The sequence below is a fragment of the Methylobacterium oryzae genome, assembly GCF_036441375.1.
GTDB lineage: Bacteria > Pseudomonadota > Alphaproteobacteria > Rhizobiales > Beijerinckiaceae > Methylobacterium > Methylobacterium oryzae_A.
In genome coordinates this window covers 555003-576863 of record NZ_MLCA01000010.1, presented here as the reverse complement: position 1 = coordinate 576863, position 21861 = coordinate 555003, and the positions used below count along the sequence as shown (strand labels likewise).

General features: G+C 71.5%; 21 protein-coding genes and 1 tRNA gene. 12 read left to right on the top strand and 10 right to left on the bottom strand.

Features of this window, described 5'->3' with window-relative positions; genetic code table 11:
• The first annotated feature begins 190 nt into the window (after positions 1 to 190).
• The 4 genes from MOTC310_RS21145 to MOTC310_RS21130 all read left to right on the top strand — a co-directional run bounded on the left by MOTC310_RS21145 (position 191) and on the right by MOTC310_RS21130 (position 3714).
• On the top strand, positions 191 to 1498 hold the full coding sequence (locus MOTC310_RS21145) for a capsule biosynthesis protein (protein WP_331303186.1): 1308 nt from the start codon (positions 191 to 193) through the stop codon (positions 1496 to 1498).
• 115 nt (positions 1499 to 1613) lie between these two features.
• On the top strand, positions 1614 to 2381 hold the full coding sequence (locus tag MOTC310_RS21140; RefSeq protein WP_331291005.1) for an SDR family NAD(P)-dependent oxidoreductase: 768 nt from the start codon (positions 1614 to 1616) through the stop codon (positions 2379 to 2381).
• On the top strand, positions 2381 to 3241 hold the full coding sequence (locus MOTC310_RS21135) for a formyltransferase family protein (RefSeq protein WP_331303185.1): 861 nt from the start codon (positions 2381 to 2383) through the stop codon (positions 3239 to 3241). Before MOTC310_RS21140 ends, MOTC310_RS21135 begins: the two co-directional genes overlap by 1 nt.
• A 62-nt stretch (positions 3242 to 3303) precedes the next feature.
• Positions 3304 to 3714 (top strand): flagellar basal body rod protein FlgC, encoded by a 411-nt coding sequence (locus MOTC310_RS21130; RefSeq protein ID WP_331303184.1) that lies wholly within the window; start codon positions 3304 to 3306, stop codon positions 3712 to 3714.
• Here the strand turns inward: MOTC310_RS21130 and MOTC310_RS21125 are convergent.
• From MOTC310_RS21125 to MOTC310_RS21115, 3 genes are all read right to left on the bottom strand, one after another.
• On the bottom strand, positions 3707 to 5101 hold the full coding sequence (locus MOTC310_RS21125) for an amino acid permease (protein WP_331303183.1): 1395 nt from the start codon (positions 5099 to 5101) through the stop codon (positions 3707 to 3709). The two genes, MOTC310_RS21130 and MOTC310_RS21125, sit on opposite strands and share 8 nt — an antisense overlap.
• A gap of 202 nt (positions 5102 to 5303) precedes the next feature.
• The gene (locus tag MOTC310_RS21120) at positions 5304 to 5984 is read right to left on the bottom strand and encodes a hypothetical protein (protein ID WP_331303182.1); all 681 of its coding nucleotides are present in this window, start codon (positions 5982 to 5984) and stop codon (positions 5304 to 5306) included.
• The gene (locus MOTC310_RS21115) at positions 5981 to 7990 is read right to left on the bottom strand and encodes a hypothetical protein (protein WP_331303181.1); all 2010 of its coding nucleotides are present in this window, start codon (positions 7988 to 7990) and stop codon (positions 5981 to 5983) included. The genes MOTC310_RS21120 and MOTC310_RS21115 overlap by 4 nt, the downstream gene beginning before the upstream one ends.
• A gap of 292 nt (positions 7991 to 8282) precedes the next feature.
• Between MOTC310_RS21115 and rpsO the strand changes: the two genes are divergently transcribed.
• The 3 genes from rpsO (at position 8283) to MOTC310_RS21100 (ending at position 11378) form a co-directional block, all read left to right on the top strand.
• Complete coding sequence (gene rpsO, locus MOTC310_RS21110) at positions 8283 to 8552, top strand: 30S ribosomal protein S15 (protein WP_010685305.1); 270 nt, start codon at positions 8283 to 8285, stop codon at positions 8550 to 8552.
• A gap of 211 nt (positions 8553 to 8763) precedes the next feature.
• Complete coding sequence (gene pnp / locus MOTC310_RS21105; RefSeq protein ID WP_331303180.1) at positions 8764 to 10983, top strand: polyribonucleotide nucleotidyltransferase; 2220 nt, start codon at positions 8764 to 8766, stop codon at positions 10981 to 10983.
• Positions 10984 to 11156: 173 nt separating this feature from the next.
• Entirely contained in the window at positions 11157 to 11378 is a 222-nt protein-coding gene (locus MOTC310_RS21100) for a YgaP-like transmembrane domain (RefSeq protein WP_020093742.1), read from the top strand.
• 219 nt (positions 11379 to 11597) lie between these two features.
• Here the strand turns inward: MOTC310_RS21100 and MOTC310_RS21095 are convergent, their stop codons facing one another.
• Entirely contained in the window at positions 11598 to 11861 is a 264-nt protein-coding gene (locus tag MOTC310_RS21095; protein WP_012317940.1) for a GlsB/YeaQ/YmgE family stress response membrane protein, read from the bottom strand.
• Between the two features lie 182 nt (positions 11862 to 12043).
• On the opposite strand from MOTC310_RS21095, the gene MOTC310_RS21090 reads away from it, so the two are divergent.
• Together MOTC310_RS21090 and MOTC310_RS21085 are read left to right on the top strand one after the other, a co-directional pair.
• Positions 12044 to 12400 (top strand): RidA family protein, encoded by a 357-nt coding sequence (locus MOTC310_RS21090; RefSeq protein WP_024830885.1) that lies wholly within the window; start codon positions 12044 to 12046, stop codon positions 12398 to 12400.
• 56 nt (positions 12401 to 12456) lie between these two features.
• A complete protein-coding gene (locus MOTC310_RS21085) occupies positions 12457 to 13524 on the top strand; it encodes a polyamine ABC transporter substrate-binding protein (RefSeq protein ID WP_331303179.1) in 1068 nt (355 codons plus the stop codon).
• 430 nt (positions 13525 to 13954) lie between these two features.
• Here the strand turns inward: MOTC310_RS21085 and MOTC310_RS21080 are convergent, their stop codons facing one another.
• From MOTC310_RS21080 to MOTC310_RS21070, 3 genes are all read right to left on the bottom strand, one after another.
• Positions 13955 to 14368, bottom strand: a complete 414-nt coding sequence (locus tag MOTC310_RS21080; RefSeq protein ID WP_331303178.1) for a DUF3597 domain-containing protein — start codon at positions 14366 to 14368, stop codon at positions 13955 to 13957.
• Between the two features lie 121 nt (positions 14369 to 14489).
• Entirely contained in the window at positions 14490 to 14813 is a 324-nt protein-coding gene (locus MOTC310_RS21075) for a hypothetical protein (RefSeq protein WP_331303177.1), read from the bottom strand.
• A gap of 22 nt (positions 14814 to 14835) precedes the next feature.
• Positions 14836 to 16686 (bottom strand): DEAD/DEAH box helicase, encoded by a 1851-nt coding sequence (locus MOTC310_RS21070; protein ID WP_331303176.1) that lies wholly within the window; start codon positions 16684 to 16686, stop codon positions 14836 to 14838.
• A gap of 284 nt (positions 16687 to 16970) precedes the next feature.
• Between MOTC310_RS21070 and MOTC310_RS21065 the strand changes: the two genes are divergently transcribed.
• Positions 16971 to 17054: transfer RNA gene (locus MOTC310_RS21065), tRNA-Tyr, on the top strand.
• A 17-nt stretch (positions 17055 to 17071) separates the two neighbouring features.
• Here the strand turns inward: MOTC310_RS21065 and ruvC are convergent.
• Together ruvC and MOTC310_RS21055 are read right to left on the bottom strand one after the other, a co-directional pair.
• The gene (gene ruvC, locus MOTC310_RS21060) at positions 17072 to 17695 is read right to left on the bottom strand and encodes a crossover junction endodeoxyribonuclease RuvC (RefSeq protein WP_331303175.1); all 624 of its coding nucleotides are present in this window, start codon (positions 17693 to 17695) and stop codon (positions 17072 to 17074) included.
• Positions 17696 to 17823: 128 nt separating this feature from the next.
• Positions 17824 to 18144 carry a YnfA family protein gene (locus MOTC310_RS21055; protein ID WP_331303174.1) on the bottom strand — a complete coding sequence of 107 codons (321 nt, stop codon included), beginning with the start codon at positions 18142 to 18144 and terminating at the stop codon, positions 17824 to 17826.
• Positions 18145 to 18248: 104 nt separating this feature from the next.
• Between MOTC310_RS21055 and MOTC310_RS21050 the strand changes: the two genes are divergently transcribed.
• Both MOTC310_RS21050 and MOTC310_RS21045 read left to right on the top strand, forming a co-directional pair.
• Positions 18249 to 19229, top strand: coding sequence for a tyrosine recombinase XerC (locus MOTC310_RS21050; RefSeq protein ID WP_331303173.1), 981 nt, complete (start codon positions 18249 to 18251; stop codon positions 19227 to 19229).
• A 261-nt stretch (positions 19230 to 19490) separates the two neighbouring features.
• The gene (locus MOTC310_RS21045; protein ID WP_331290989.1) at positions 19491 to 20240 is read left to right on the top strand and encodes a response regulator; all 750 of its coding nucleotides are present in this window, start codon (positions 19491 to 19493) and stop codon (positions 20238 to 20240) included.
• 167 nt (positions 20241 to 20407) lie between these two features.
• Here the strand turns inward: MOTC310_RS21045 and lpdA are convergent, their stop codons facing one another.
• The gene (gene lpdA, locus MOTC310_RS21040; RefSeq protein WP_331303172.1) at positions 20408 to 21808 is read right to left on the bottom strand and encodes a dihydrolipoyl dehydrogenase; all 1401 of its coding nucleotides are present in this window, start codon (positions 21806 to 21808) and stop codon (positions 20408 to 20410) included.
• Positions 21809 to 21861: the final 53 nt, after the last annotated feature.

Below are 21861 nucleotides of genomic sequence, written 5' to 3'. Positions count from 1 at the left end.
CCGCGATTGCCCGCCTAATCCGGAGGCTGAGCCGCAGGCGCGGGACCGTTGCAGACGGGCCACGCCAGCGCGGAAACGCCATGCCACGGCATGGCTTCGGATTGCGGGCCCGCCGGGCGCCGTGCCACCTCAAGAGTCTCTCGCCGGTTGGGTTCAACCGGCCAAGGGTCAAGGACAGAAGCGCCGCGGAATGCAACAGCCCGCCCCCGACGCCCTCCGCGACCGCCCCGCGACCTTCCTCTTCCTGCAGGGCATCGCGACGCCGTTCTTCTCCGACCTCGGAAAGGCGTTGCGCGCGCGGGGACACAACGTCCGGCGCATCAATCTCTGCCCCGGCGACTGGCTGTTCTGGAGCGGCGAGGCCGACAATTACCGCGGTCGCCGCGAGGCCTGGGGCGAGTATCTCGAGGCCTATCTCGACCGCGAGAGCGTGACCGATATCGTGCTGTTCGGCGACTGCCGGCCGTTCCACAAGGCAGCCCGCATGATCGCCGAGTATCGGGGCCTGCGGGTGCACGTGTTCGAGGAGGGCTATATCCGCCCGAACTGGATCACCTGCGAGCTGGGCGGCGTGAACGGCTTCTCGTCCCTCCCGCGGACGGCCGCCGAGATCCGGTCCCTGGCGCGGCGCCTGCCGCAGCCCGGCCGGGCGATGCCCTCGACCGGCGACATGGCGCGCCGGAGCGTCTGGGACGTCGGCTACAACCTCGCCAACGTCCTGTTCCCGTACCTCTTCCCGCATTTCCGCAGCCACCGGCCCACCCATATCGCGGCCGAGTATGCCGGGTGGATCAAGAAATTCGCCCGCCGCGCCCATACCCGCCGCGAGGCGGCGCGCTGCGACGAGATCTACCGCGCGGTCGGCTGCGACTACTTCCTGCTGCCGCTGCAGCTCGACAGCGACTACCAGATCCGGGTCCACTCGCCGTTCCTCGGCGTCGAAGGCTTCATGGACCGGGTGATCAAGTCCTTCGCGGACGGATCCTCGGCGCCGACCCGGCTGCTGGTGAAGCTGCACCCGCTCGACAGCGGCCTGATCAACTGGCGCAAATTCGCCCGCGCCTCGGCCCGGCGCCACGGCGTCAGCGACCGGCTCGACTTCATCGACGGCGGCGACCTCCCGGCCCTGATCAAGGGTGCCCGCGGCGTGGTCATCGTCAACTCGACGGTGGGGATGCTGTCGCTGGAGATGGGCTGCCCGACCCACGCGGTCGGCACCGCGATCTACAACATGGCCGGCCTGACCCATCAGGGCGACCTCGACAGCTTCTGGAAGAGCCCGACGCCGCCGGAGATGGACCTGATGGCGGATTTCCGCCGCGTGGTCCTGCACCGGACCCAGGTCAACGGCGGCTTCTTCTCGAAGGAGGCGATCGACCGCGCCGTGGCCGGCTCGGTGCCGCGCATGGAGTCCGCCCTGCCCGATTCGATGCTGGCGGCGGCGCGGGCGGTCACCGAGGCGGCCGAGCGCGACGGCGAGCTCGCGCCGGTCTACTGACCGGCGTCGGCGGGGGCCCGGGTCGGCATCGGTCGGCGTCCTTTGAAGCGGCTTTCAGCGCCGGTGAGCCTTTCCCGGCCTTGATCTTTCCCCGCGCAGCGGCGTAACCCGCCCCATGCCCCGCATTCTGATCACCGGCGCGTCGAGCGGCATCGGCGCCGCGCTGGCGCGCCACTACGCGCAAACCGGCGTGAGCCTCATCCTCGTCGGCCGCAACGTCGAACGGCTGGAGGCGGTCGCCCGCGACTGCCGCGCCAAGGGTGCCACCGCCGAGACGGCCCGCCTCGACACCCGCGATCGGGCCGCCGCGGCGGCGCTCGTGCACCGCTCGGACGCGGAGTCGCCCCTCGACCTCGTCATCGCCAACGCGGCCGTGAACGGCGGCAACCAGGAGGGGCAGGTCGAGGCCGAGGACGTCGCCTTCGAGACTGCCGACATCAACTACACCGGCTCGCTCAACGTGGTGCTGCCGACCCTGACGCTGATGCTCCAGCGCGGGCGCGGCCAGATCGTGCTGCTGTCGTCGCTCGCGGCCTACGCGCCGCTCCAGGACGCGCCGGCCTATAGCGGCGCCAAGGCGGCCCTCGTCGCGCACGGCCTCGCCCTGCGCCAGAAGGTCGCGCCCCGGGGCGTGAAGGTCAACGTCGTCACCCCGGGCTACGTGAAGACGCCGATGGGCGGCGAACTCAAGGGCTGGCGGCCGCTGGAGATCAGCGCCGAGGAGGCGGCCGTGCGGATCGCCAAGGGCATCGCGGCCAACCGCGACGTCATTGCCTTCCCCTTCATCCTCACGGCGCTCGCCCGCACCGTGCTGCTCCTGCCCGAGAACGTCCGCAAGGCCGGCCTCTACGCCTTCCGGTTCCAGCGCCGGAAGCGGCGCTGATGGCGCGGCCCCGGATCGCGCTGTTCGTTCTGGAGGCGCTGCCGAACGCCCGCGTGGTGCGCCGGCTCGTCGCCGATCTCCGAGCCGACATCGCGCTGGTGGGGCTCTCGAACGCCGAGCGGCCGTCGAGCGGCGGCCTGACGGGGCAGATCCGGCGGCACCTCGCGCGCTCGGGCACCGGGATCCTGCCGTATCTGGCCGTCAATTTCGGCCTGCCGGACCTGCTGAGGCCCCTGGCACCCCTGACCCAGGCTGCGTCCGGAAGCGGCGACGCGCCGGAGGCGACGCCGCTCAGGACCCTGTGCCGCCGCCTCGGCATCCCGACCCTGACGGTCGACGACGTCAACGGTCCCGACGTCGCGCAGGCGCTGCGGGACGCGGCGCCGGACCTGATCCTCACCTACCATTTCGATCAGATCCTGAAGCCCGAGACCATCGGGCTGGCGCGGCTCGGCGGCATCAATGGGCATCCCGGCCTGCTGCCGCGCCACCGGGGTCCGGTGCCGACGATCCACGCCCTGGCCGACGGGCCCGGGCAGTTCGGCATGACCCTGCACCGGCTGGCCGCCGCGATCGACACCGGCGCGATCCTCGCCCAGGAGGCGGTGGCGCTGCCCGAGGGGACCACCGCGACCCGGGCCTCGGTGGCGCTCCACGCCCACGGGCGGGGGATGCTCGACCGGCTGCTCGACGACGTCGCCCGGACCGGTACCCTGCCGGAGGGGCGGACCGCGCCGGTTCTGCCCTACTGCCCGTTCCCGGACCGCGCGATGCTGGCGGCGCTGCGCCGCCGCGGCCTGCGGCTCACCGACGGGCAGGACCTGCGGGACGCGCTGAGCCTGTCCGCGCGGGCGTCTTAACCCCCGGTTAAGGCTGTTCGGCAAGGACTCGGTCAGATCCTCGCCGTCGACAGGGCCCGCGCATGCCGGATACCAGCGCCCTCCACTCGGCCTCCGACGCCCTGGCCGCCGGCCGGCAGGTGCAGAGCGGGCGGATCCGCGCGATCTCCGAGAACCTCGCCAACGCCGATTCGGTGCCGACCAACCCGGGCGGTCCACCCTACGCCCGCAAGATAGCGGTGTTCGCGCCCGTGGTCGCCGACAGCTCCGGCGACCCGGTCGGCCGGATCGTCCGCGACACGACGGGCTTCCGCACCCGCTACGACCCGACCAGCCCCGGTGCGGACCTGAGGGGCTATGTCCGCCTCCCGAACGTGAACATCGCGGTCGAATCGGCCGACCTGCAGCGGGTGATCCGGAACTACGAGCTGAGCCTCAGCGCCTCGGCCTCGATCAGCACGCTCGCGCAGGCCACGATCAACCTGATCAGCTGAACCGGCCGTGCCGCCGGCCGTAGCCGGCGTAGATCGCGAGACCGATCGCCAGCCAGACCGCGAGGCGGATCCAGGTGTCGGCCGGCAGCGAGGCCATCAGCGTCGCGCAGGACAGGATCCCGAGCCCCGCCGTGAGTGTCACCGCCGGCACGCGGAACGGGCGCGCCCGGTCCGGATCGGTCCGGCGCAGGATCAGCACCGTCGCGCAGACGAGGCAGAAGGCCAGGAGCGTGCCGATGCTGACGATCTCGCCCAGGACGTCGATGGGCACGAGCCCCGCCACGGCCGCCGTGAACAGGCCGATTACCAGCTGGCTCGCCACGGGCGCGCGCGTCACCGGGTGGACGCGGCAGAAGATCCGCGGGAGGAGGCCGTCCCGGGCGATGGCGAAGAAGATCCGGCTCTGCCCGTAGAGCGCGGTCAGCGCCGAGGTGGTCAGTCCGATCAGGGCGCCGACCTTGATGATCGTGGAGAAGCCCGAGAGGCCGATCACGTCGACCGCCTTGGCCACCGGGTCGGCGACGTCGAGATCGCGGTAGGGCACGAGGCCGGTGAGGACGGCCGCCATGGCCACGTACAGGATCGTGGTGATCAGCAGCGATCCGATCAGGCCCACCGGCGCGTCGCGCTGCGGCGCCCGGCACTCCCCCGCGGCCGTCGCCACCGTCTCGAAGCCCACGAAGGCGAAGAACACCACCGCTGCGCCGCGGAACACGCCGCTCCAGCCATAGGCGCCGAAGGTGCCGGCATTCTCCGGCACGAAGGGGTGCCAGAGTTCCGGCTGGAGATGGGCCGCGCCGACGCCCACGAAGGCCAGGATGATCGCGACCTTGCAGGCGACCAGCAGGCCGTTGACCAGGGAGGCCTCCTTGGTGGCGCGCATCAGCAGGGCGCTGAGCAGCAGCACGATGCCGACCGCCGGGAGGTTGACGAGGCCGCCGTCGCCGGGCGCCCGGGCCAGGGCCGGCGGCAGATGCAGGCCGAACTCCGCCGCGAGGGATTGCGCGTAGCCCGACCAGCCCACTGCCACGGTCGCCGCCGCCACGGCGAATTCGAGGACGAGGTCCCAGCCGATGATCCAGGCGGGGAACCGCCCGAGGCTCGCGCGGGTGTAGGTGTAGGTCGATCCCGCCTCCGGGATCATGGCTGCCAGCTCGGCGTAGCATAGGCCGACGAGGCCGCAGGCGATGCCGCCGATCACGAAGGAGAGGCTGAGCGCCGGGCCCGCATACTGCGCCGCCGCCGTGCCGGTGAGCACGAAGATGCCGGCGCCGATCGTGGCGCCGAGGCCGATGGCGACGAGGCCCGGCGCGGTGAGGCTCCGGGCGAGCCCGCGCTCCGCGCCCGCGTCCGTCCGTTCATCAATGGTCACCGCGGACTCTGCCATCGCGTCCGTTCTCCCTCGCCCGGACGATTACCCGGCATATTCCATGCCCGGACGGCGCCCGAAGCGGAATCCGCTCGACCGGCCTCCGGCCGCACGCTGAGCGAAGCAGTCCCGGGTTGCACCACGCTTGTCGGACCGCGCGCTGTTCCCGGCGTCGCTGTCCAGCACGCCGCGCGCCGGGCCGGGTCGCAGACGGGACCGCCTATTGCCGCGCTGCATCGGCGACCTTGTCCTGAGCTCCCGGATCGCCCGCGACGGACGGATGCCCGGCGGCGGTCGCGCCCCCGATCATCCGGGTATCCGTCCGGAACGCCCGGGCGACGAGGCCGCAGAAGCGGATGAAGGCGCTGCCCTGCGGGGTGATGACGTAGCCGTCTTCCGCCCGCGCGACGTTGCCGGACGCTTGCTGCTCGGCCAGGCGCCGCTCCATCTGCCGGAACTCGCCGAGATAGATCCGCTCGAACACCGTCCGCGCCCGCTCCGGCGTGAAGCGCTCCTCGGGACGGGCGGCCATCTGGCCGAGCAGGAACACGCTGATCGACCGGTCGACCGTCACCGGCAGGATCACGAAGGCGCTCAGGTTCAGGGACAGCGACAGGACGCAGGCGCCGAGGGCGTCCCGCCGGCGCAGCCCCCAGGCCCGGCCGAGCCCGGCCAGGGTCGCGGTGACGGCGAGGGTCAGCAGGAAGGCGACCGCGAGCAGGATCAGGCCGCGGTAGAACAGGATGGTCACGCCGGCCCAGAGATCCGTCTGGAACAGCAGCACGAAGCAGCCGAAGCCGAGGGCGATCGCTGCGGCCTGCAGCAGCGCCTGTGCGCCGAGCCAGCGCAGGGCCTGCCCGGTGCGCGGGCGGGCGGGTGTCGTCGAGCCGGCTTCAGTCATGGAGTTTCTCCACGGAGATCCTCGACCCGCAGGATCCGGACGAGCGGATCGGCATAGACAGCGCGGCTGCGCCAGACCCAGGAATCCGGGCTGCTCCAGGGGGGATCCTGCGCGGTGACGACCAGGGCGCCGATCCCGGCCGACTCGGCGCGCCGCCGCACCTCGGCGCCGTCCAGGCGGTCGCGGAAGAGCGGCGCGACGGCGGCGAGTCGCGACGTCACGGCCTCGGGCGGGGCGCCGAACAGCCGGGCCTCCGCGTCGGCAACGCCCGTCGGCTGGAGGCCGTAGAGCCCGAAATCGAACACCCGGCGCGGCAGGGGCGATTGCTGCAGCACCAGGTCCCTGGGCAGGTGCGTGCCGGCCCACGCGTAGGCCGCGCGCAGCGCCCGGTCGATATCGGGACGGCCGGCGAGGCGTGCGAAGGCGGGCCGGTCGGAGGCGGAATAGGCGCGCATCCCGACGAAGCCGTAGAGGGTCGTCGCGTAACCGAGGATCAGCAGGGCCGCGAGGAGGCGGGGGAACCGGAGCCGCCGCGCCTCGGCCAGGCGGGTCAGGGCCACGACGGTCCAGACGAGGGTCGCGACCTGCGCGAGCAGAACGACGCGCGCGCCGAGATCGTTGTTGAGGATCGCCGAGCGCAGGACGCCGCCGAGGATCAGGCCGGCCGCCGCGCAGAGGGTGAGCAGCCGCCCCGCCTCCCGGCCATGGGCCTCGCGGCGGGGCACGAGGCGCCAGAACAGCAGCGCACCGGCGGCGAAGATGCCCAGGGCCGTGTAGTAATTCAGCGGCAGGAGGAGCAGCCTGAGCGCGCTCAGGGCCGGTTCGTCCACGAGGCCGTCGAGCGGCCCGAACCGCCGGATCGAGAGCCGGATCGGCGAGCCGCTGTCGGTCCGGTTGGCCAGGACGCTCAGCAGGTAGGGGGCGGCCAGCGCGGCGCTGAGCAGGCCGGAAACCGCCAGCCGGGCCGCGGCGCGCCAGCGGCGCTCCAGGCCGAGCAGCGCCAGCCAGATTCCCGCCGCGCCCGCCGTGCCGAGGCAGACCCAGACCGACAGGCTCGCGCAGGCCGCGAAGGCCAGACCCGCGACGCCGATCGCCGCGACCTCCGCGCGCCGGTCCGGCCGCGCCCTGTCGGCGGCCTCGGCCAAGGCCAGGAGACCGAGCCATCCGGCCAGGGCGCCGGCGACGTGGTGCGGCACCCAGACCAGGGAGGCGGGCCAGTTGAGGACCTGCTCGTTCAGCCATTCCGGGATCGGCAGCCAGGTCCCGGAGGTCGCCCGGTCGGCGAGGACCAGCAGGATGTCGAGGCTTCCGGCCGGCAGCAGCAGGAGCACCGCGCGGCGCACGAGCCGGGGCACGGCGTCCGCGACGAGGCCGGTCGCGGCGAGGAGCCGGTCCAGCAGGCCGAGGAGCGCGAGGCCAGTCCAGAAGGCCAGGCCCGCGAAGGCGGTCCGGCCATCGATCAGCCGCCCGCCCGCCCAGTCGACCAGGGCGGTGAGCGTGTAGAAGCCGTAATAGTAACCCGCCCGCTCGGGCCGGGCGAAGAACGGGTCGACGGGCGGGAGCCCGTGCTCGACGATCGCGCGGGTCAGCGCCGCGTGCTTGACGAGGTCGATGACCGTGACGGGCCGGTAGAGGGCCGTGCCGGTGTCGATATCGATGAGCGCGTAGGCCACGACGCCGAGCCACAGGATTGCGAGGGCCAGGACGGCGCGGTCGAGGGAGTCTCGCAGGCTCCGCAGGGCCGGCCGCAGCGCCGCGAGCCCCAGGGCGCCGGTGCCGAGCGCCGCGACCGGGACGCCGGCCGCCTGGATCAGCAGCCCGCCGAGGGCGGGCAGGAGCCCGATCCCGAGCAGCGCCGCGCACAGGACGCGGTCGCCGGGTGCGAGCGCGCGGAAGCCGAGGATGCCGGTCAGGCCGCCCAGGGCGTAGCCCGGCAGGAGAACGAGGGGAATGCCGATCAGTGCCGCGACCACGACGCCGCACGCATCCGAGAAGGTGCCGTTCATCGCCGGGCCGCGTTTCGTAAGCGGATCCGGGTAGCACGGGGGCGTTAACCGTTCTTTGGAGCGAGGACGGGCCGCCGCGACGCCGCACCGCCGCAACCCATCCCGTCCGGGACTGGCATAACCGGCAGTTTCGTGTATGGATCGCGCGGCCTCGACCCGGATTTCCGGGCGGGGCTTGAGCCGCTTGGCGCTGTGACCGTGCTGGACGACATCCCGGCACCGGCCGAACGCCGAGCCCGCGCGCGCCCGTTTGGGGCGCCGCATCCGACCAGCACAACCCGAAAGGCACGCGATGTCGATCACGGCAGAGCGCAAGACCGCGCTCATCAAGGAACACCGCAAGGACGCCAAGGACACCGGGTCCCCCGAGGTCCAGGTCGCGATCCTGACCGAGCGGATCACCAACCTCACCGGCCACTTCAAGACCCACGCCAAGGACAACCATTCCCGGCGCGGCCTCCTGAAGCTGGTCTCGCAGCGCCGCTCGCTGCTCGACTACGTCAAGCGCAAGGACGAGGCCCGCTACCGCGCCCTCATCGAGCGTCTCGGCATCCGCCGCTAAGGCGTCTATCGCGCGGTTCCGGGCCCGGCCCGGGGCCGCGTTTCACCATCGCGGGCTGCCGGAATGGGTCCGGCCGTCCGTCAAGCGGGCCGCTTCGAGGCGCCAGCGTCGGGGCAGGATCGCGAGACACTCACGCCGCGGAGTGTCTCGCCGTCTTGCCCCCGGGCGGCGCCGGGCTTGGGCCCGCCGCAGGCAAGGAAGAGACGAAAGAATGTTCGACGTTCAACGCGAAGAGCTGATGTGGGGCGACCGCAAGCTCGTCCTGGAGACCGGCAAGGTTGCCCGCCAGGCCGACGGCGCCGTGATCGCCACCTACGGCGAGACCTCGGTGCTCGCGACCGTGGTCGCCGCCAAGGAGCCGAAGCCCGGCATCGACTTCATGCCGCTCACCGTGAACTACCAGGAGCGCGCCTACGCTGCCGGCCGCATCCCGGGCGGCTACTTCAAGCGCGAGGGCCGTCCCTCCGAGAAGGAGACCCTGGTCTCCCGTCTGATCGACCGCCCGATCCGCCCGCTCTTCATCGAGGGCTGGCGCAACGACACCCAGGTCGTCGTCACCGTCCTGACCCACGACCTCGAGAACGATCCCGACATCGTCGCGATGGTCGCGGCCTCCGCGGCCCTGACCCTGTCGGGCGTGCCGTTCATGGGCCCGATCGGCGGCGCCCGCGTCGGCTACATCAACGGCGGCTACCGGCTGAACCCGCTGGTCACCGAGACCAAGGAAGAGTCCAGCCTCGACCTCGTCGTCGCCGGCACGCAGGACGCGGTGCTGATGGTCGAGTCGGAGGCCAAGGAGCTCTCCGAGGACGTGATGCTCGGCGCCGTGATGTTCGGCCACAAGCACTTCCAGCCGGTGATCGAGGCGATCATCCGCCTGGCCGAGAAGGCTGCCAAGGAGCCGCGCGACTTCAAGGCCCCCGAGAACGCCGACGTCGAGAAGGCCGTCCTGGAGGTCTGCGAGGCCGAGCTGCGAGCCGCCTACACCAAGACCGTCAAGCAGGAGCGCTACGCCGCCGTCGACGCCGTGAAGGCGAAGGTGATGGCCGCCCTCTGCCCCGAGGGCGCCGAGAAGTACCCGGCCGAGAAGGTGAAGGCCGCCTTCAAGGAGGCCCAGTCGAAGGTGGTCCGCTGGAACATCCTCGACAGTGGCGCCCGCATCGACGGCCGCGACGTGAAGACGGTCCGCTCGATCCTCTCCGAGGTCGGCGTTCTGCCCCGCGCCCACGGCTCGGCCCTGTTCACCCGCGGCGAGACCCAGGCGCTCGTCGTGGCGACGCTGGGCACCGGCGAGGACGAGCAGTTCATCGACGCGCTGGAAGGCACCTACAAGGAGCGCTTCCTGCTCCACTACAACTTCCCTCCCTATTCGGTCGGTGAGACCGGTCGGATGGGCTCGCCGGGCCGCCGCGAGATCGGCCACGGCAAGCTCGCCTGGCGGGCGATCCGCCCGGTCCTGCCGCCGGCCCACGAGTTCCCCTACACGATCCGCGTCGTGTCGGAGATCACGGAGTCCAACGGCTCGTCCTCGATGGCCTCGGTCTGCGGCGGCTCGCTGTCGCTGATGGATGCCGGCGTGCCGCTGCGCCGTCCGGTGGCCGGCATCGCCATGGGCCTCATTCTCGAGGGTGAGCGCTTCGCGGTCCTGTCGGACATCCTGGGCGACGAGGATCACCTCGGCGACATGGACTTCAAGGTGGCCGGCACGGACGAGGGCGTGACCTCGCTCCAGATGGACATCAAGATCGCCGGCATCACCGAGGAGATCATGCGGGTCGCCCTCGACCAGGCGAAGGACGGGCGCGCCCACATCCTCGCCGAGATGGCCAAGGCCCTGACCGCGGCCCGTCCGGAGCTCGGCGAGTATGCGCCGCGCATCGAGACGATGCAGATCCCGACCGACAAGATCCGCGACGTGATCGGCACCGGCGGCAAGGTGATCCGCGAGATCGTCGAGAAGACCGGCGCCAAGATCAACATCGAGGATACTGGGGTCGTGAAGATCGCCTCCTCGGACGGGAAGGCCATCAAGGCCGCCTACAACTGGATCCGCTCGATCGTGGCGGAGCCGGAGGTCGGCGTGATCTACGACGGCACGATCGTGAAGTGCATGGAGTTCGGCGCCTTCGTGAACTTCTTCGGCGCCAAGGACGGCCTCGTCCACATCTCGGAACTCGCCGCGAACCGCGTCGCCAAGGTGACGGACGTCGTCAAGGAAGGCGACAAGGTCAAGGTGAAGTTCCTCGGCCAGGACGATCGCGGCAAGATCCGCCTGTCCATGAAGGTCGTCGACCAGCAGACCGGCGAGGACATCACCGAGAAGGTGAAGGCCCAGCGCGACGCCGAGCGGGCCGAGCGCGGCGACGAGCCGCGCGAGCCCCGCGAGGGTGGCCGCCATCGCGGCGAGCGCCGCCGCGAGGCCGGCGAGTAAGCACGCGGGACGCCCGCGCCGGCCACGGCCGTCGCGGGATGTCTCGAACGGGCGCGGTCCTCCGGGGCCGCGCCTTTTTTGTTGCCCGGCCGGGAGAGGGCTCCTCCGACCGTCGGCCGGGAACGGGGCGCCGGATGCCGCGTTCCCCCGCGACTTCCCAACCGGAGACCCCCATGGCCAACGACATGATGCACGACATCTTCAGCGGGCAGCCGAACCTGTCGACGACGGAGCGCGCCGTCTCGGTGGCCCTGGGCCTCGGCATCGCCGCGGCCGCCGCGCAGCCCCGTCCCAACAAGCTCCTGAGCCTGCTGGCGCTCGTGGTCGGCGTGGGCCTCGCTGTGCGCGGTGCCACGGGTCACTGCGCCGTGAAGGCCGCGTCCGAGCATCTCTGAGCCCCTGCCCCTTGAGGGCTTCGGCGCTTCCGCCCTTGCGAGCGAAGCGAAGCAGTCCAGTCCGCGCAACGTTCGACATCGTCGGGCTGTCCTGGGTCACTTCGCTGCGCTCGTGATGACGGAGGGCGCCGTGGCGGGATCCCGAACCGCAATGCGTCAGCCAGACAACAAAAGGGGCGCCCCGCGGGGCGCCCCTCGACTTATCCGGCTGCCGGATGGTCAGTAGGTGGTGGTGCGGCGACCGGCGATCAGGCCGTAGATGAACAGCACGACCACGGCGCCCACGATGGCGCCGATGAAGCCCGCGCCCTGGTTGGGGCCGTACCAGCCGATGGCCTGGCCCAGGAAGGTCGCCACGAAGGCGCCGACGATGCCGAGGATCGTGGTCAGGATGAAGCCGGCGGGCTCGTTCGGGCCCGGCATGAGGAACTTGGCGATGACGCCGGCGAGAAACCCGATGATGATGGTCCAGAGGATACCCATAACAAACCCCAAGGCGTGACTGTCGATGGCGGCAGAACGCTTCGAGACCCGCGACGGTTGCCCGCACCCCGCCCCGCGATGACGATTTTCCTCGGGTTCCCGCGGTGCGTGCGCGCGCGGCTCTTTACGGCTAGGCCGGTGGGGCGGCAGATACGCCGCTTCTCGAGGATGTGGAGACGGGTATGGACATTCAGCGGATCGAGCCGGGCAAGCGGATGTCGCAGGCCGTCACCTTCGGCGACATGGTCTACCTCGCCGGGCAGGTCGCCTCCGACACGGTCGGCACCGGGGTCACGATCCAGACCCAGCAGATCCTGTCGGAGATCGACCGCCTCCTCGCCGCGGCCGGCAGCGACAAGGCGCGGATCCTCTCGGCCACCGTCTACCTCGCCGACATCGCGACCTTCGCGGAGATGAACGCTGCCTGGGACGCCTGGGTCTCCCCGGAGAACCCGCCGGCCCGCGCCACCGTCGAGGCCAAGCTCGCGGCGCCCGAGTATCTGGTCGAGATCGTGGTCGTGGCCGCGAGGAGCCGGTGATCGGCGCGCGCCGCACCGTTCTGACGGCCGCCGCGGCCGTTATCGCGGGAGGGCTCATGGCGGCCCTCCCCCTCGTGCGGCCGGCCCCGGCCGCCGAGGAGCGGGTCGTCAACATCTACAACTGGTCGGACTATATCGACCCGAAGGTGCTCGAGGCCTTCACCCGCGAGACCGGGATCAAGGTCGTCTACGACACCTACGACAACAACGAGATTCTGGAGACCAAGCTTCTGGCCGGCCGGTCAGGCTACGACATCGTCGTGCCGTCAGGGCCCTACCTGCAGCGGCTGATCCGGGCCGGCGCGTTCCTGCCCCTCGACAAGTCCAAGCTGAAGAACCTCGGCAACCTCTGGCCCGAGGTGACCAGCCGGCTGGCGGCCTACGATCCCGGCAACACCTACGCCGTCGACTACATGTGGGGCACGACCGGCATCGGCTACAACGTTGCCGCCATACGCGAGCGCCTGGGCGCCGGCGCGGCGGTGAATTCCTGGAGCGTCGTCCTCAATCCCGCCTCGGCGAACAAGCTGAAGGAGTGCGGGATCATGATGCTTGACAGCCCCGAGGACCTGATCCCCAGCATGCTGCCGGCTTTCGGTGCCAAGGCCGATTCCAAGCGCTGGGACGACATGACTCTGGTGACCGACGCGCTCTACAAGGTGCGCGGCGCCGTGCGGAAGTTCCACTCGTCGGAATATATCCAGGCGCTGGCCAACGGCGACATCTGCCTGGCCGTCGGCTATTCCGGCGACATCATGCAGGCCAAGCGCCGGGCCGAGGAGGCCAAGAACGGGATCGACATCGCCTACGTCGTGCCGAAGGAAGGCGCGCTGATGTGGTTCGATACCTTCGCGATCCCGAAAGATGCCGCCCACCCGGCCGAGGCGATGGCCTTCATCGACTACATGATGCGACCTGAGGTGGCGGCGGCCAACACCAACTTCGTCTCCTACGCGAGCGGCAACCTCGCGGCGAAGAAGTTCGTGAAGCCCGAGATCCTGAGCAATCCCGGCATCTACCCTGACGAGGCGACGATGCAGCGCCTCTCCATCAACACTGCCTGGGACGACCGCACCCAGCGCTACGTCACCCGCCTCTGGACCCGGGTCCGTACCGGCCGCTGACGCAGACCCCCGCCGGGGCCAGTCAGCGCCCGCATCCGCGGGGATGCCGTGGCGGACGAGTCGCGCGCGGCGTCGTTGAGCCGGCGATCGGGGCTGGTGAGGAATTTCGGTCGCCGCGGAGGGAGAGATCCAGGCCGGGCGCTAGCGAAGGCGGCGAGAGCGGACGCCCGGAAGGCGCCGCCGTGATCCCCGGTCAGGGTCTGTATGACCGATCGCTCCTCCGTACCGACGGATCCGGCGCTGCGTGACGCGATCCTTGGGACCGGGACAGACAGCTGCGCGGCGAAGGGCACCCCGCAAGTGTCGCCGGACGGGCGAGCCGCAGGCGCAGGACACGCCAAGGACGTCCGCCGGTAGGGGCGAAGACATCGCCGCGGAGCCGGTCGAAACCGTCCGCGGCGATGCTCTCGAAGAGCCCGGGACCGACGCGCTAGTGCTTCAGATCGTCCGGAACCTTGCCGCCGTTCTCGGCGAGCTTCTGCATGACCTGCTTGTGCAGCCAGATGTTCATGCTGGCGGAATCGTCCTTGTCGCCGGTGTAGTGGAGCTCATCGGCAAGCTGCTTGCGCGAGGCGAGGCCGGAATCGAGGCCCAGAAGCTTCATCAGGTCGACGATCGAGTGGCGCCAGTCGAGCTTTTGCGGGGTCTTCTCGGCGAGGCTGGTGAGCACCGCCTCGACATCCACGGGCTCGCTGCCGCCGGCCGTGCCGGGGGCCGACGGAGTGGAGGGGGTGCTCGTGCCGGCCGGGCCGCCGGAGCCGGCGTTGGGCGCGGGTGCGGCGTCCGCGGTTCCCCCGCCGAACGGGTGGAGGATCTTGCTGACGATGCTGCCGAGGAGGCTCATGGGTCCGCTCCGATAATCGAGGCCCGATCTCCGCGTCGGGCGGCCATTCAACTGGCTGTGAGCCTTGGCGTTCCGCGATTCGACGGGGTCGTGGCGGCCGGCGCGGCGCGATTCCGGGCGATCAGGACGGCGTCCAGAGAGCGACGATGAGCGCGGTCCACTCCTCGGCGAGCGTGCCGTTCGGGACCGTGCGGCCGGCGCGCCCGTACCAGTAGCGTGCATTGCCGTCGTCCCCCTCGATCCGGTGGAGATGAGCGTGCACCCAGGCCGCGTCGGCTCCGCCGGCATCCTGGACGAGGCGGTGCGCCCGCTCCCAGGCGACGGAGGCCGGCCCGGAGGCGTCGCGGGCGAGCCACCAGAGCGCGGCGAGCGGTGCGGCCCAGCCGTTCGGCGGCTCGGACGCGGCGAGTGTCGCCGCGAAGGCGGCGGGCAGGCTCTCGGTCACGGCTTTCACCCTCCCGGACGTCTCAGCGGCCGGCGGCGCGCTCCGGCTGCCAGCGACCGCGGCGCTGGCGGGCGGACCACGCGTAGCGGGCATCGCCGTCGAGGCGGTCGAGATGGTCGGAGAGGCGGTTGCGCTCGAGCCAGGACAGGGCCGCCTCCAGTTCCGGGAGGGTCATGGTCGCGCGGCCCTTGCCGAGCACGCGCTTGAGCACGGCGTTGTAGCGGTGGGCGAGATTGCCGCCGCGGGGCACGCGCAGGGAGGTCTCGTCCTCCACCGCCTGCGCCGCCACCGCGGCGGCGAGCCGCTGGCGCAGGGTTCGCTCGGTGATCGAGGGCGGTTCGGGCGCGGGCGCCGCGGAGACCGGTTCGGGAAGACGCGGTCGCAGCAGGGCGTAGCGCATCCCGATCGCATTGCTCTCCAGCGGGGTGATGCCGGCCGGCTCGTCGTCGCGCCAGCGGGTCCGCTCCGGCACGACGGCGCTCGCCGGCCGCTCGCGGGGCGGCCGCACGCTGCTGCCCTGCTCGGTCTCGAGTTCCAGGCGGAACCGGGCGAAGAGCGGGTCGTCGGGGTGGAAGATCAGTGCCTGCTGCCCGTCGTAAGACCCGGCATGGGGATCGACCCGGGTGGCCCGGGCGAGCATCTGCTCGAGCCAGGGCCGGGAGCGGATATGCGTCAGGGCCGCGACCACCGCGACTTCCGGGGCGTCGAGTCCCTCATACGCCATCGCCACCGTCACCAGCACGGCCGGCTCGGGCGTGAGCCGGAACGCGGCCAGGGCCGCGTGGGCGTCGCCCTGGCCGGAGGTCGCGAGGCGGACGTCGCGCGCGCCCTGCCCGGCCGGCATCCAGTCGCGCAGGGTCGCGAGGTAGGCCCGCGCGCTCGCCTGATCGGGCGCGACCACGAGGAGCTTGCCGAGCCCCCGGGCCGGCTCGCCGGGCGGGAGATCCCGCTCGGCCCGGCGCCGGGCGCGCAGGCGCTTCGTGGCGAAGAACGCCTCGCTCAGCAGGTCGCGGGCGAAGCCGGTCCTCAGCGCGGTAAACAGGGCCGGCCGGGTGGTGATCCGGACCGAGCCCGCACCCAGCCGGTGCGGCCCGACCCGCGGGCTGTCGCCGGCGATCCGACCGCCCTCCAGCCAGCTCGCCTCGCCGTCGATGGCGCCGAACGTCACCGGCAGAACCGCCCGCTCGGCGAGCGCCTGCGCCCGCGAGTACCCGATGACCGCGAGGCCCGGGGCGCCGAGGTCGAGCTCCGGCCCGCGGCCGAGCGCGGCGGGTTGATAGGGCAGCCCGAGGATCCGCCGCCCGTCCGCCCGCTCCAGCGTCCCCGACAGGTACAGGCGCACGGAAGCCGCCTCCATGACGGGCAGCATCGCGCGGGACCATGCCCCCGCCTCCGCGTCCTCCGCGGAGGTCTCGTCGGCGCCCGGGCGTCCGGGTACCGGCAGGTGGTGGACCTCGTCGACCACCAGCAGGGTGCGGTGCGCCCGCGCCTCCGCGAGATGGAGCGCCGGGGCGGCGGCGACCGCCTGATAGGTGGTGACGTAGCCGGCCAGACCCCGCGCCGGGTCGCGCTCGTTGTCGGCTGCCCGCACGCTGAGGGCGTGCCCGAAGGCCGCGCGCCAGAGCGGATCGGCGAAAGCCTCCTCGGCCTGCAACCGCAGGGAATCCCGCGGCACCACCCAGACCACGCGCTCGACGAGGCCCGCCTCGATCAGCCGGTGCGCGGCGATGACCGGCAGAAGCGACTTGCCGCCGCCCGGCGTGACCGCGGCCAGGATCTTCCGGACATGCGCCGCCTCCCCGCTCGCCATGGCCGCGACCAGGGCCATCAGCGTGCGCTGGTGCGACCGCAGGGACGGGGCGGGACGGGTCAAGGGCCGGCGAAGCAGGGCGACATCGGCACACCGTGGCCGATCCGGATTCCTTTGTGAATCCCCGGAGTCGCGGAACGTTCGCGTTTTCATCCTAGGCGGCGCTGCCCGGATCGCGTGCCGGGCGCTCGGGTGCCCAGGGCAGGAACCGCCGCGAACGCGGCGCTCCGGGCCGAAACAGCCCCGCTCTCCACGATTGCCGCACCCGGCGAGCGGATCGGTGCACCATAAGCGTTGACACCCGGCCCACCCCTCACCATAAGGGCGCCGCGGGCGATGCCCGCCTTGGGGGAATGTCCCGAGCGGCAAAGGGGGCGGACTGTAAATCCGCTGCGTAAGCTTCGTAGGTTCGAGTCCTACTTCCCCCACCAAGTTCTTCCCGACCCTGTCAGCCTTGTTTCGCCAGCGCGGCCTCGATGCGCGCGGCCGCGGCGGCGGAGAAGCCCTTCCCTTCGAGCCCCTGTCCCGCGGCCGCCTGGCCGGTAAGCGAGCGGCGCTTGCCCCCCGGCAGATGCGCCTGCCGCAGCGCGTGGCTGTCCCGGTGGCTGGCATGGGTGATCGCGATGGCCAGCGCGTCGGCCGCGTCCGCGACGCGGAACTCCGCTTTCGGCAGCAGGAAGCGCACCATCGCCTGGATCTGCGTCTTCTCGGCGTGGCCGGAGCCCGCCACGGTCTTCTTGATCAGGTTGGGGGCGTACTCGAACACCGGCAGGCCGGCGAGAGCCGGCACGAGCAGCGCCATCGCCCGCGCGTGGCCCAGCTTGAGCGTCGCCTGGGCGTCCTTGTTGACGAAGGTCTCCTCCACCGCGACCTCGTCGGGCCGCACGGCCTCGACGATGCGGCTGATCCCCTCGAACAGCTCCCGCAGACGCAGGGCCAGCGGAAGCTCCCCGTCCGAGGTCACGACCCCGCAATCGCCGTAGGTGAGCTTCGTGCCCTGCGCGGTGATCAGGCCCCAGCCGGTGCGGCGGAGTCCGGGATCGATGCCGAGAATGCGGACGAGGCTGGTCATGGGGCTCCACGGCTCGGTGAACGGCCCGAGGCTGCCGTACGTATCGTGAACACTTGGTTTCACCAAGGTTCCGGACGCGGAGGTTGTCGCCTGTGGCCGTCCCGGCACGCTGCGCTGCCGGGTCGATCTCATCCCCGGCGGCCGAGGAGGATCAGCGCCGTTCCGGCGAGGCAGACCGCGCTGCCCGCGAGGTCCCAGCGGTCGGGCCGCTGGCCCTCCGCGAGCCACAGCCACAGGACCGAGGCCGCCACGTAGACGCCGCCGTAGGCCGCGAAGGTGCGCCCCGCCGCGGGGCTGTCCACGAGGGTCAGCAGGGCTGCGAAGGCCGCCAGCGAGGCGAGACCCGGGAGCACCCACCAGGCCGACCGTCCGAGCCGGAGCCACGCCCAGAACGCGAAGCAGCCGGCGATCTCGGCGAGGGCGGCGGCCGCGTAGGCGAGGAGGATCATCGGCTCAGCTTGGCACGGCGCGCCGCGCGGGACGAGCCCGGCCGTAGGGGCGGACGGCAAACGGCATTAAGCTCCCAGCAATGATGATCCGGTCGAGTGTGGCCATGAGCACGCATGCGAGCACGCACGAGATTCAGGGCGACCGGCTGCTGTTTCCGGGGGATGCCCGCCTTCGCGACGCCGTCCTGGCCTGGATCGAGGGGCTGGCGCGGGAGCGCCGGATGTCGCCCAACACCGTCGAGGCCTACGGGCGCGACCTCCGTCAGTTCCTCCACCACCTCGCGTCCCGCCAGGGGGTGCCGACGATCCCAATGCTGGTCGGGCTCAAGGTGCGGGACATCCGCGCCTTCATGGCCGCGCGCCGGGCCGACGAGGTCTCCGGGCGCTCGCTGATGCGCATGCTGGCGGGCCTGCGCTCCTTCGCGCGCTTCCTCGAGCGCGAGGGTTTCGGCACCGTCTCGGCCCTGGGCGGCGTGCGCTCGCCCAAGGTTCCGCGGCGGCTTCCCCGGCCGCTGCCCGTCTCCGCCGCCGTGGCGCTGACCGAGACCGCGATCCGCGCCGGCGAGGAGCGGGAGCCCTGGGTCCTCGCTCGGGACGCCGCCGTGCTGGCGCTGCTCTACGGCGCGGGCCTGCGCATCTCCGAGGCGTTGGGTCTGACCCGCCGCGACGCGCCTGTGCCGGGCGTCGATCAGGTCACCGTGCTCGGCAAGGGGGGCAAGCAGCGCATGGTACCGATCCTGCCCGTCGTGGCGCAGGCGGTGGCTGACTACATCGCCGCCTGTCCGCTGCCGCTGCCGCAGGAGGGACCGCTCTTCCTCGGCACCCGGGGCGGCCCGCTCTCACCGCGCATCATCCAGTACACCGTCGCGCGCGCCCGCGGCGCCCTGGGCCTGCCCGAGAGCGCCACGCCGCACGCCCTGCGGCACTCCTTCGCCACGCATCTTCTGGCCCGCCAGGGGGAGCTGCGCGCGATCCAGGAACTTCTGGGCCACGCCTCTCTCTCCACCACGCAGCTCTACACGCAGGTCGATGCCGCCCGCCTCATGAGCGCCTACGCGGCGGCCCATCCGAGGGCCCGCCATTGACCAAGATAGCTAAGAACTTCGACTTCGAGAGCGCTGATCATCGGCTATAGGCGCGTCATCGTGTCCGTCCAGTGCAGAGCCACGCCCTTTAAGAGCTTCGTCACGATCTTCGGCCATTATGACCAACGAACGGGATCGGCTTGGGCGGGCGTCATGGATCTTGAGGATGGGAGGGCGCCGGCACGTGTTGTGATCGCGGATTGCGATCTGGGCCGACGCGCCTCCCTGAGGGAGATCGTCCTGCGATTCGATCCCCGCGCCGTGATCGACGAAGCGACCTCGGGCCAGGCGCTCTGCGACATCCTCCTCCGGCACCGTCCGACCCTGGCCTTCGTCGGGCTGCAGCTCGACGATCTCAGTGGCCCGGAGGCGGTCGCCGTGGCGCGCCGGAAGGGGGCGGAGCCCCCCTGTTTGGTGCTGGTGGCGACCCGCGTGCTGCCGCACTGGCAGGAGATCGCCACGAGCCTCGGGGCCTACGAGGTCCTGAAGACGCCCCTCGACCCGAGCCATATCGAGCCGCTGCTCCACGCGGATGCCCGCCGTCGCGCGCCAACCCGGGCCCTGCTCGCCTGCTCGACTCCGGCCGGGCGTTCCGCGATCAGCCGCGTCGTGGCGCGCAGCGGATTCGCGATCGAGCTCGACGAGACGGATGATGGCCGCCACGCCCTCAAGCAGCTGAAGCTCGCCGCCTACGACTTCGCCTTCATCGACGTGAAGCTCGGCGGCATCGACGGGCTCGAACTGGCCTGCCAAATCCAACCCCTAGGCCTCGCGACGCGGATCACCCTGCTGACCACGTCCGAGCTGGAGCCCGTCGCACAGGCAGGCCGCTACTTCGGCGTCGACGCGGTGCTGCGGATGCCGTTCTACGCCCGCGACATCGACCTCGCCCTGCACAACGCCCTGGGCCTGCGCCGGCCGTACCTGCTGAACGCCCTCACGGCCCCGCCTGCGCCGAGCGCGCTGCTGCGGATCGCCGACCTGCCCAATCCCCGGCGCAAGATCGCCTGATCCCGCTCCGGGTCTTCTCCGTAAGCGCCACACAGATTCGAGGCGCGCGGCTTGTGACGGAGCGCGACAGGTCCCTCTCCGGCACGGGAGAGGGGACCCTCGCCCCTTCGCGCTGACGGCCGAGCCTGCCGAGATGTCAAGCTTGTGTAGCCGTGGGCCTCCGCCCGTCAGACGTGGATGGCGCGCTTGTTCACGGCGAGCGCGGCTTCCTTGACGGCCTCGGTCAGCGTCGGGTGCGCGTGACAGGTGCGGGCGATGTCCTCGGACGAGGCGCCGAACTCCATCGCCACCGCGACCTCGGCGATCAGGTTGCCGGCGTCGGCGCCGACGATGTGCACCCCGAGCACCCGGTCGGTCTGGGCGTCGGCCAGCACCTTCACGAAGCCGTCCGTGGTGCCGTTGGCCTTCGCCCGGCCGTTCGCCGTGAAGGGGAACTTGCCGGCATTGTAGGCGATGCCGTCCTTCTTGAGCTCCTCTTCGGTCTTGCCGACCGAGGCGACCTCCGGGAACGTGTAGACCACGTTGGGGATCACGCCGTAATTCACGTGGCCGGACTGACCGGCCAGCATCTCGGCGATCGCCACGCCCTCGTCCTCGGCCTTGTGGGCCAGCATGGGGCCGGCGATCACGTCGCCGATGGCGTAGATGCCGGTGACGTTCGTGGCGTAGTGCGAATCCGTCAGGATCCGGCCCTTGTCGTCGCGCTGGACGCCGACCGTGTCGAGGCCCAGGCCCTCGGTGTAGGGCACCCGGCCAATCGCCACGAGAACCACGTCGGCCTGCAGGGTCTCGGCCGCGCCGCCCGCGGCCGGCTCGACCGTGACGCTCGCGCCCTTCTTGCCGACCTCGACGCCGGTCACCTTGGTGGACAGCTTGAAGGCGATGCCCTGCTTGGTCAGGATCCGCTGGAACTGCTTGCCGACCTCACCGTCCATGCCGGGCAGCACCCGGTCGAGGTACTCGACCACGGTGACCTCGGCGCCGAGCCGGCGCCAGACGGAGCCCAGCTCCAGCCCGATCACGCCGGCGCCGATGACGAGGAGCTTCCTCGGCACCCGATCGAGCTCGAGGGCGCCCGTGGAGGAGACCACGACCTTCTCGTCGATGGTCACGCCGGGCAGGCGCGTCACGTCCGAGCCGGTGGCGATGACGATGCTCTTGGTCTCGAGCATCTGGTTGCCGCCATCCTCGGCGATGACCTCGACGCGGCCGGCGCCGGCGATACGGCCGGTGCCGTGGAAGGTGTCGACCTTGTTCTTCTTGAGCAGGAACTCGACGCCCTTGGTGTTGCCCGCCACACCCTCGGCCTTGAAGGCCATCATCTTCTTCAGGTCGAGCTTCGGGGTGCCGACATCGATCCCGAGATCGGCGAAGTGCTTGTTGGCCTCCTCGAACGCCTCCGAGGCGTGGAGCAGCGCCTTCGACGGGATGCAGCCGATGTTGAGGCAGGTGCCGCCGTGCGTCGCGCGCTTCTCGACGACGGCGGTCCGCAGGCCGAGCTGCGCCGCACGGATCGCGCAGACGTAGCCGCCGGGGCCGGTGCCGATGACGACGAGATCGTAGGACATGGAGGTTCGCTTCCGCTCGGTCGTGCCGCGTGCGAGACGGGCAGGGAATGTCA

Coding starts and splice junctions, on each gene's coding strand:
- ruvC (WP_331303175.1), bottom strand. CDS start 17,695: ATGACCAGCCTCGTCCGCATTCTCGGCATCGATCCCGGACTCCGCCGC.
- MOTC310_RS21125 (WP_331303183.1), bottom strand. CDS start 5,101: ATGGCAGAGTCCGCGGTGACCATTGATGAACGGACGGACGCGGGCGCG.
- MOTC310_RS21145 (WP_331303186.1), top strand. CDS start 191: ATGCAACAGCCCGCCCCCGACGCCCTCCGCGACCGCCCCGCGACCTTC.
- MOTC310_RS21055 (WP_331303174.1), bottom strand. CDS start 18,144: ATGATCCTCCTCGCCTACGCGGCCGCCGCCCTCGCCGAGATCGCCGGC.
- rpsO (WP_010685305.1), top strand. CDS start 8,283: ATGTCGATCACGGCAGAGCGCAAGACCGCGCTCATCAAGGAACACCGC.
- lpdA (WP_331303172.1), bottom strand. CDS start 21,808: ATGTCCTACGATCTCGTCGTCATCGGCACCGGCCCCGGCGGCTACGTC.
- MOTC310_RS21100 (WP_020093742.1), top strand. CDS start 11,157: ATGGCCAACGACATGATGCACGACATCTTCAGCGGGCAGCCGAACCTG.
- MOTC310_RS21090 (WP_024830885.1), top strand. CDS start 12,044: ATGGACATTCAGCGGATCGAGCCGGGCAAGCGGATGTCGCAGGCCGTC.
- MOTC310_RS21120 (WP_331303182.1), bottom strand. CDS start 5,984: ATGACTGAAGCCGGCTCGACGACACCCGCCCGCCCGCGCACCGGGCAG.
- MOTC310_RS21135 (WP_331303185.1), top strand. CDS start 2,381: ATGGCGCGGCCCCGGATCGCGCTGTTCGTTCTGGAGGCGCTGCCGAAC.
- MOTC310_RS21080 (WP_331303178.1), bottom strand. CDS start 14,368: ATGAGCCTCCTCGGCAGCATCGTCAGCAAGATCCTCCACCCGTTCGGC.
- MOTC310_RS21085 (WP_331303179.1), top strand. CDS start 12,457: ATGGCGGCCCTCCCCCTCGTGCGGCCGGCCCCGGCCGCCGAGGAGCGG.
- pnp (WP_331303180.1), top strand. CDS start 8,764: ATGTTCGACGTTCAACGCGAAGAGCTGATGTGGGGCGACCGCAAGCTC.
- MOTC310_RS21050 (WP_331303173.1), top strand. CDS start 18,249: ATGAGCACGCATGCGAGCACGCACGAGATTCAGGGCGACCGGCTGCTG.
- MOTC310_RS21115 (WP_331303181.1), bottom strand. CDS start 7,990: ATGAACGGCACCTTCTCGGATGCGTGCGGCGTCGTGGTCGCGGCACTG.
- MOTC310_RS21095 (WP_012317940.1), bottom strand. CDS start 11,861: ATGGGTATCCTCTGGACCATCATCATCGGGTTTCTCGCCGGCGTCATC.
- MOTC310_RS21140 (WP_331291005.1), top strand. CDS start 1,614: ATGCCCCGCATTCTGATCACCGGCGCGTCGAGCGGCATCGGCGCCGCG.
- MOTC310_RS21130 (WP_331303184.1), top strand. CDS start 3,304: ATGCCGGATACCAGCGCCCTCCACTCGGCCTCCGACGCCCTGGCCGCC.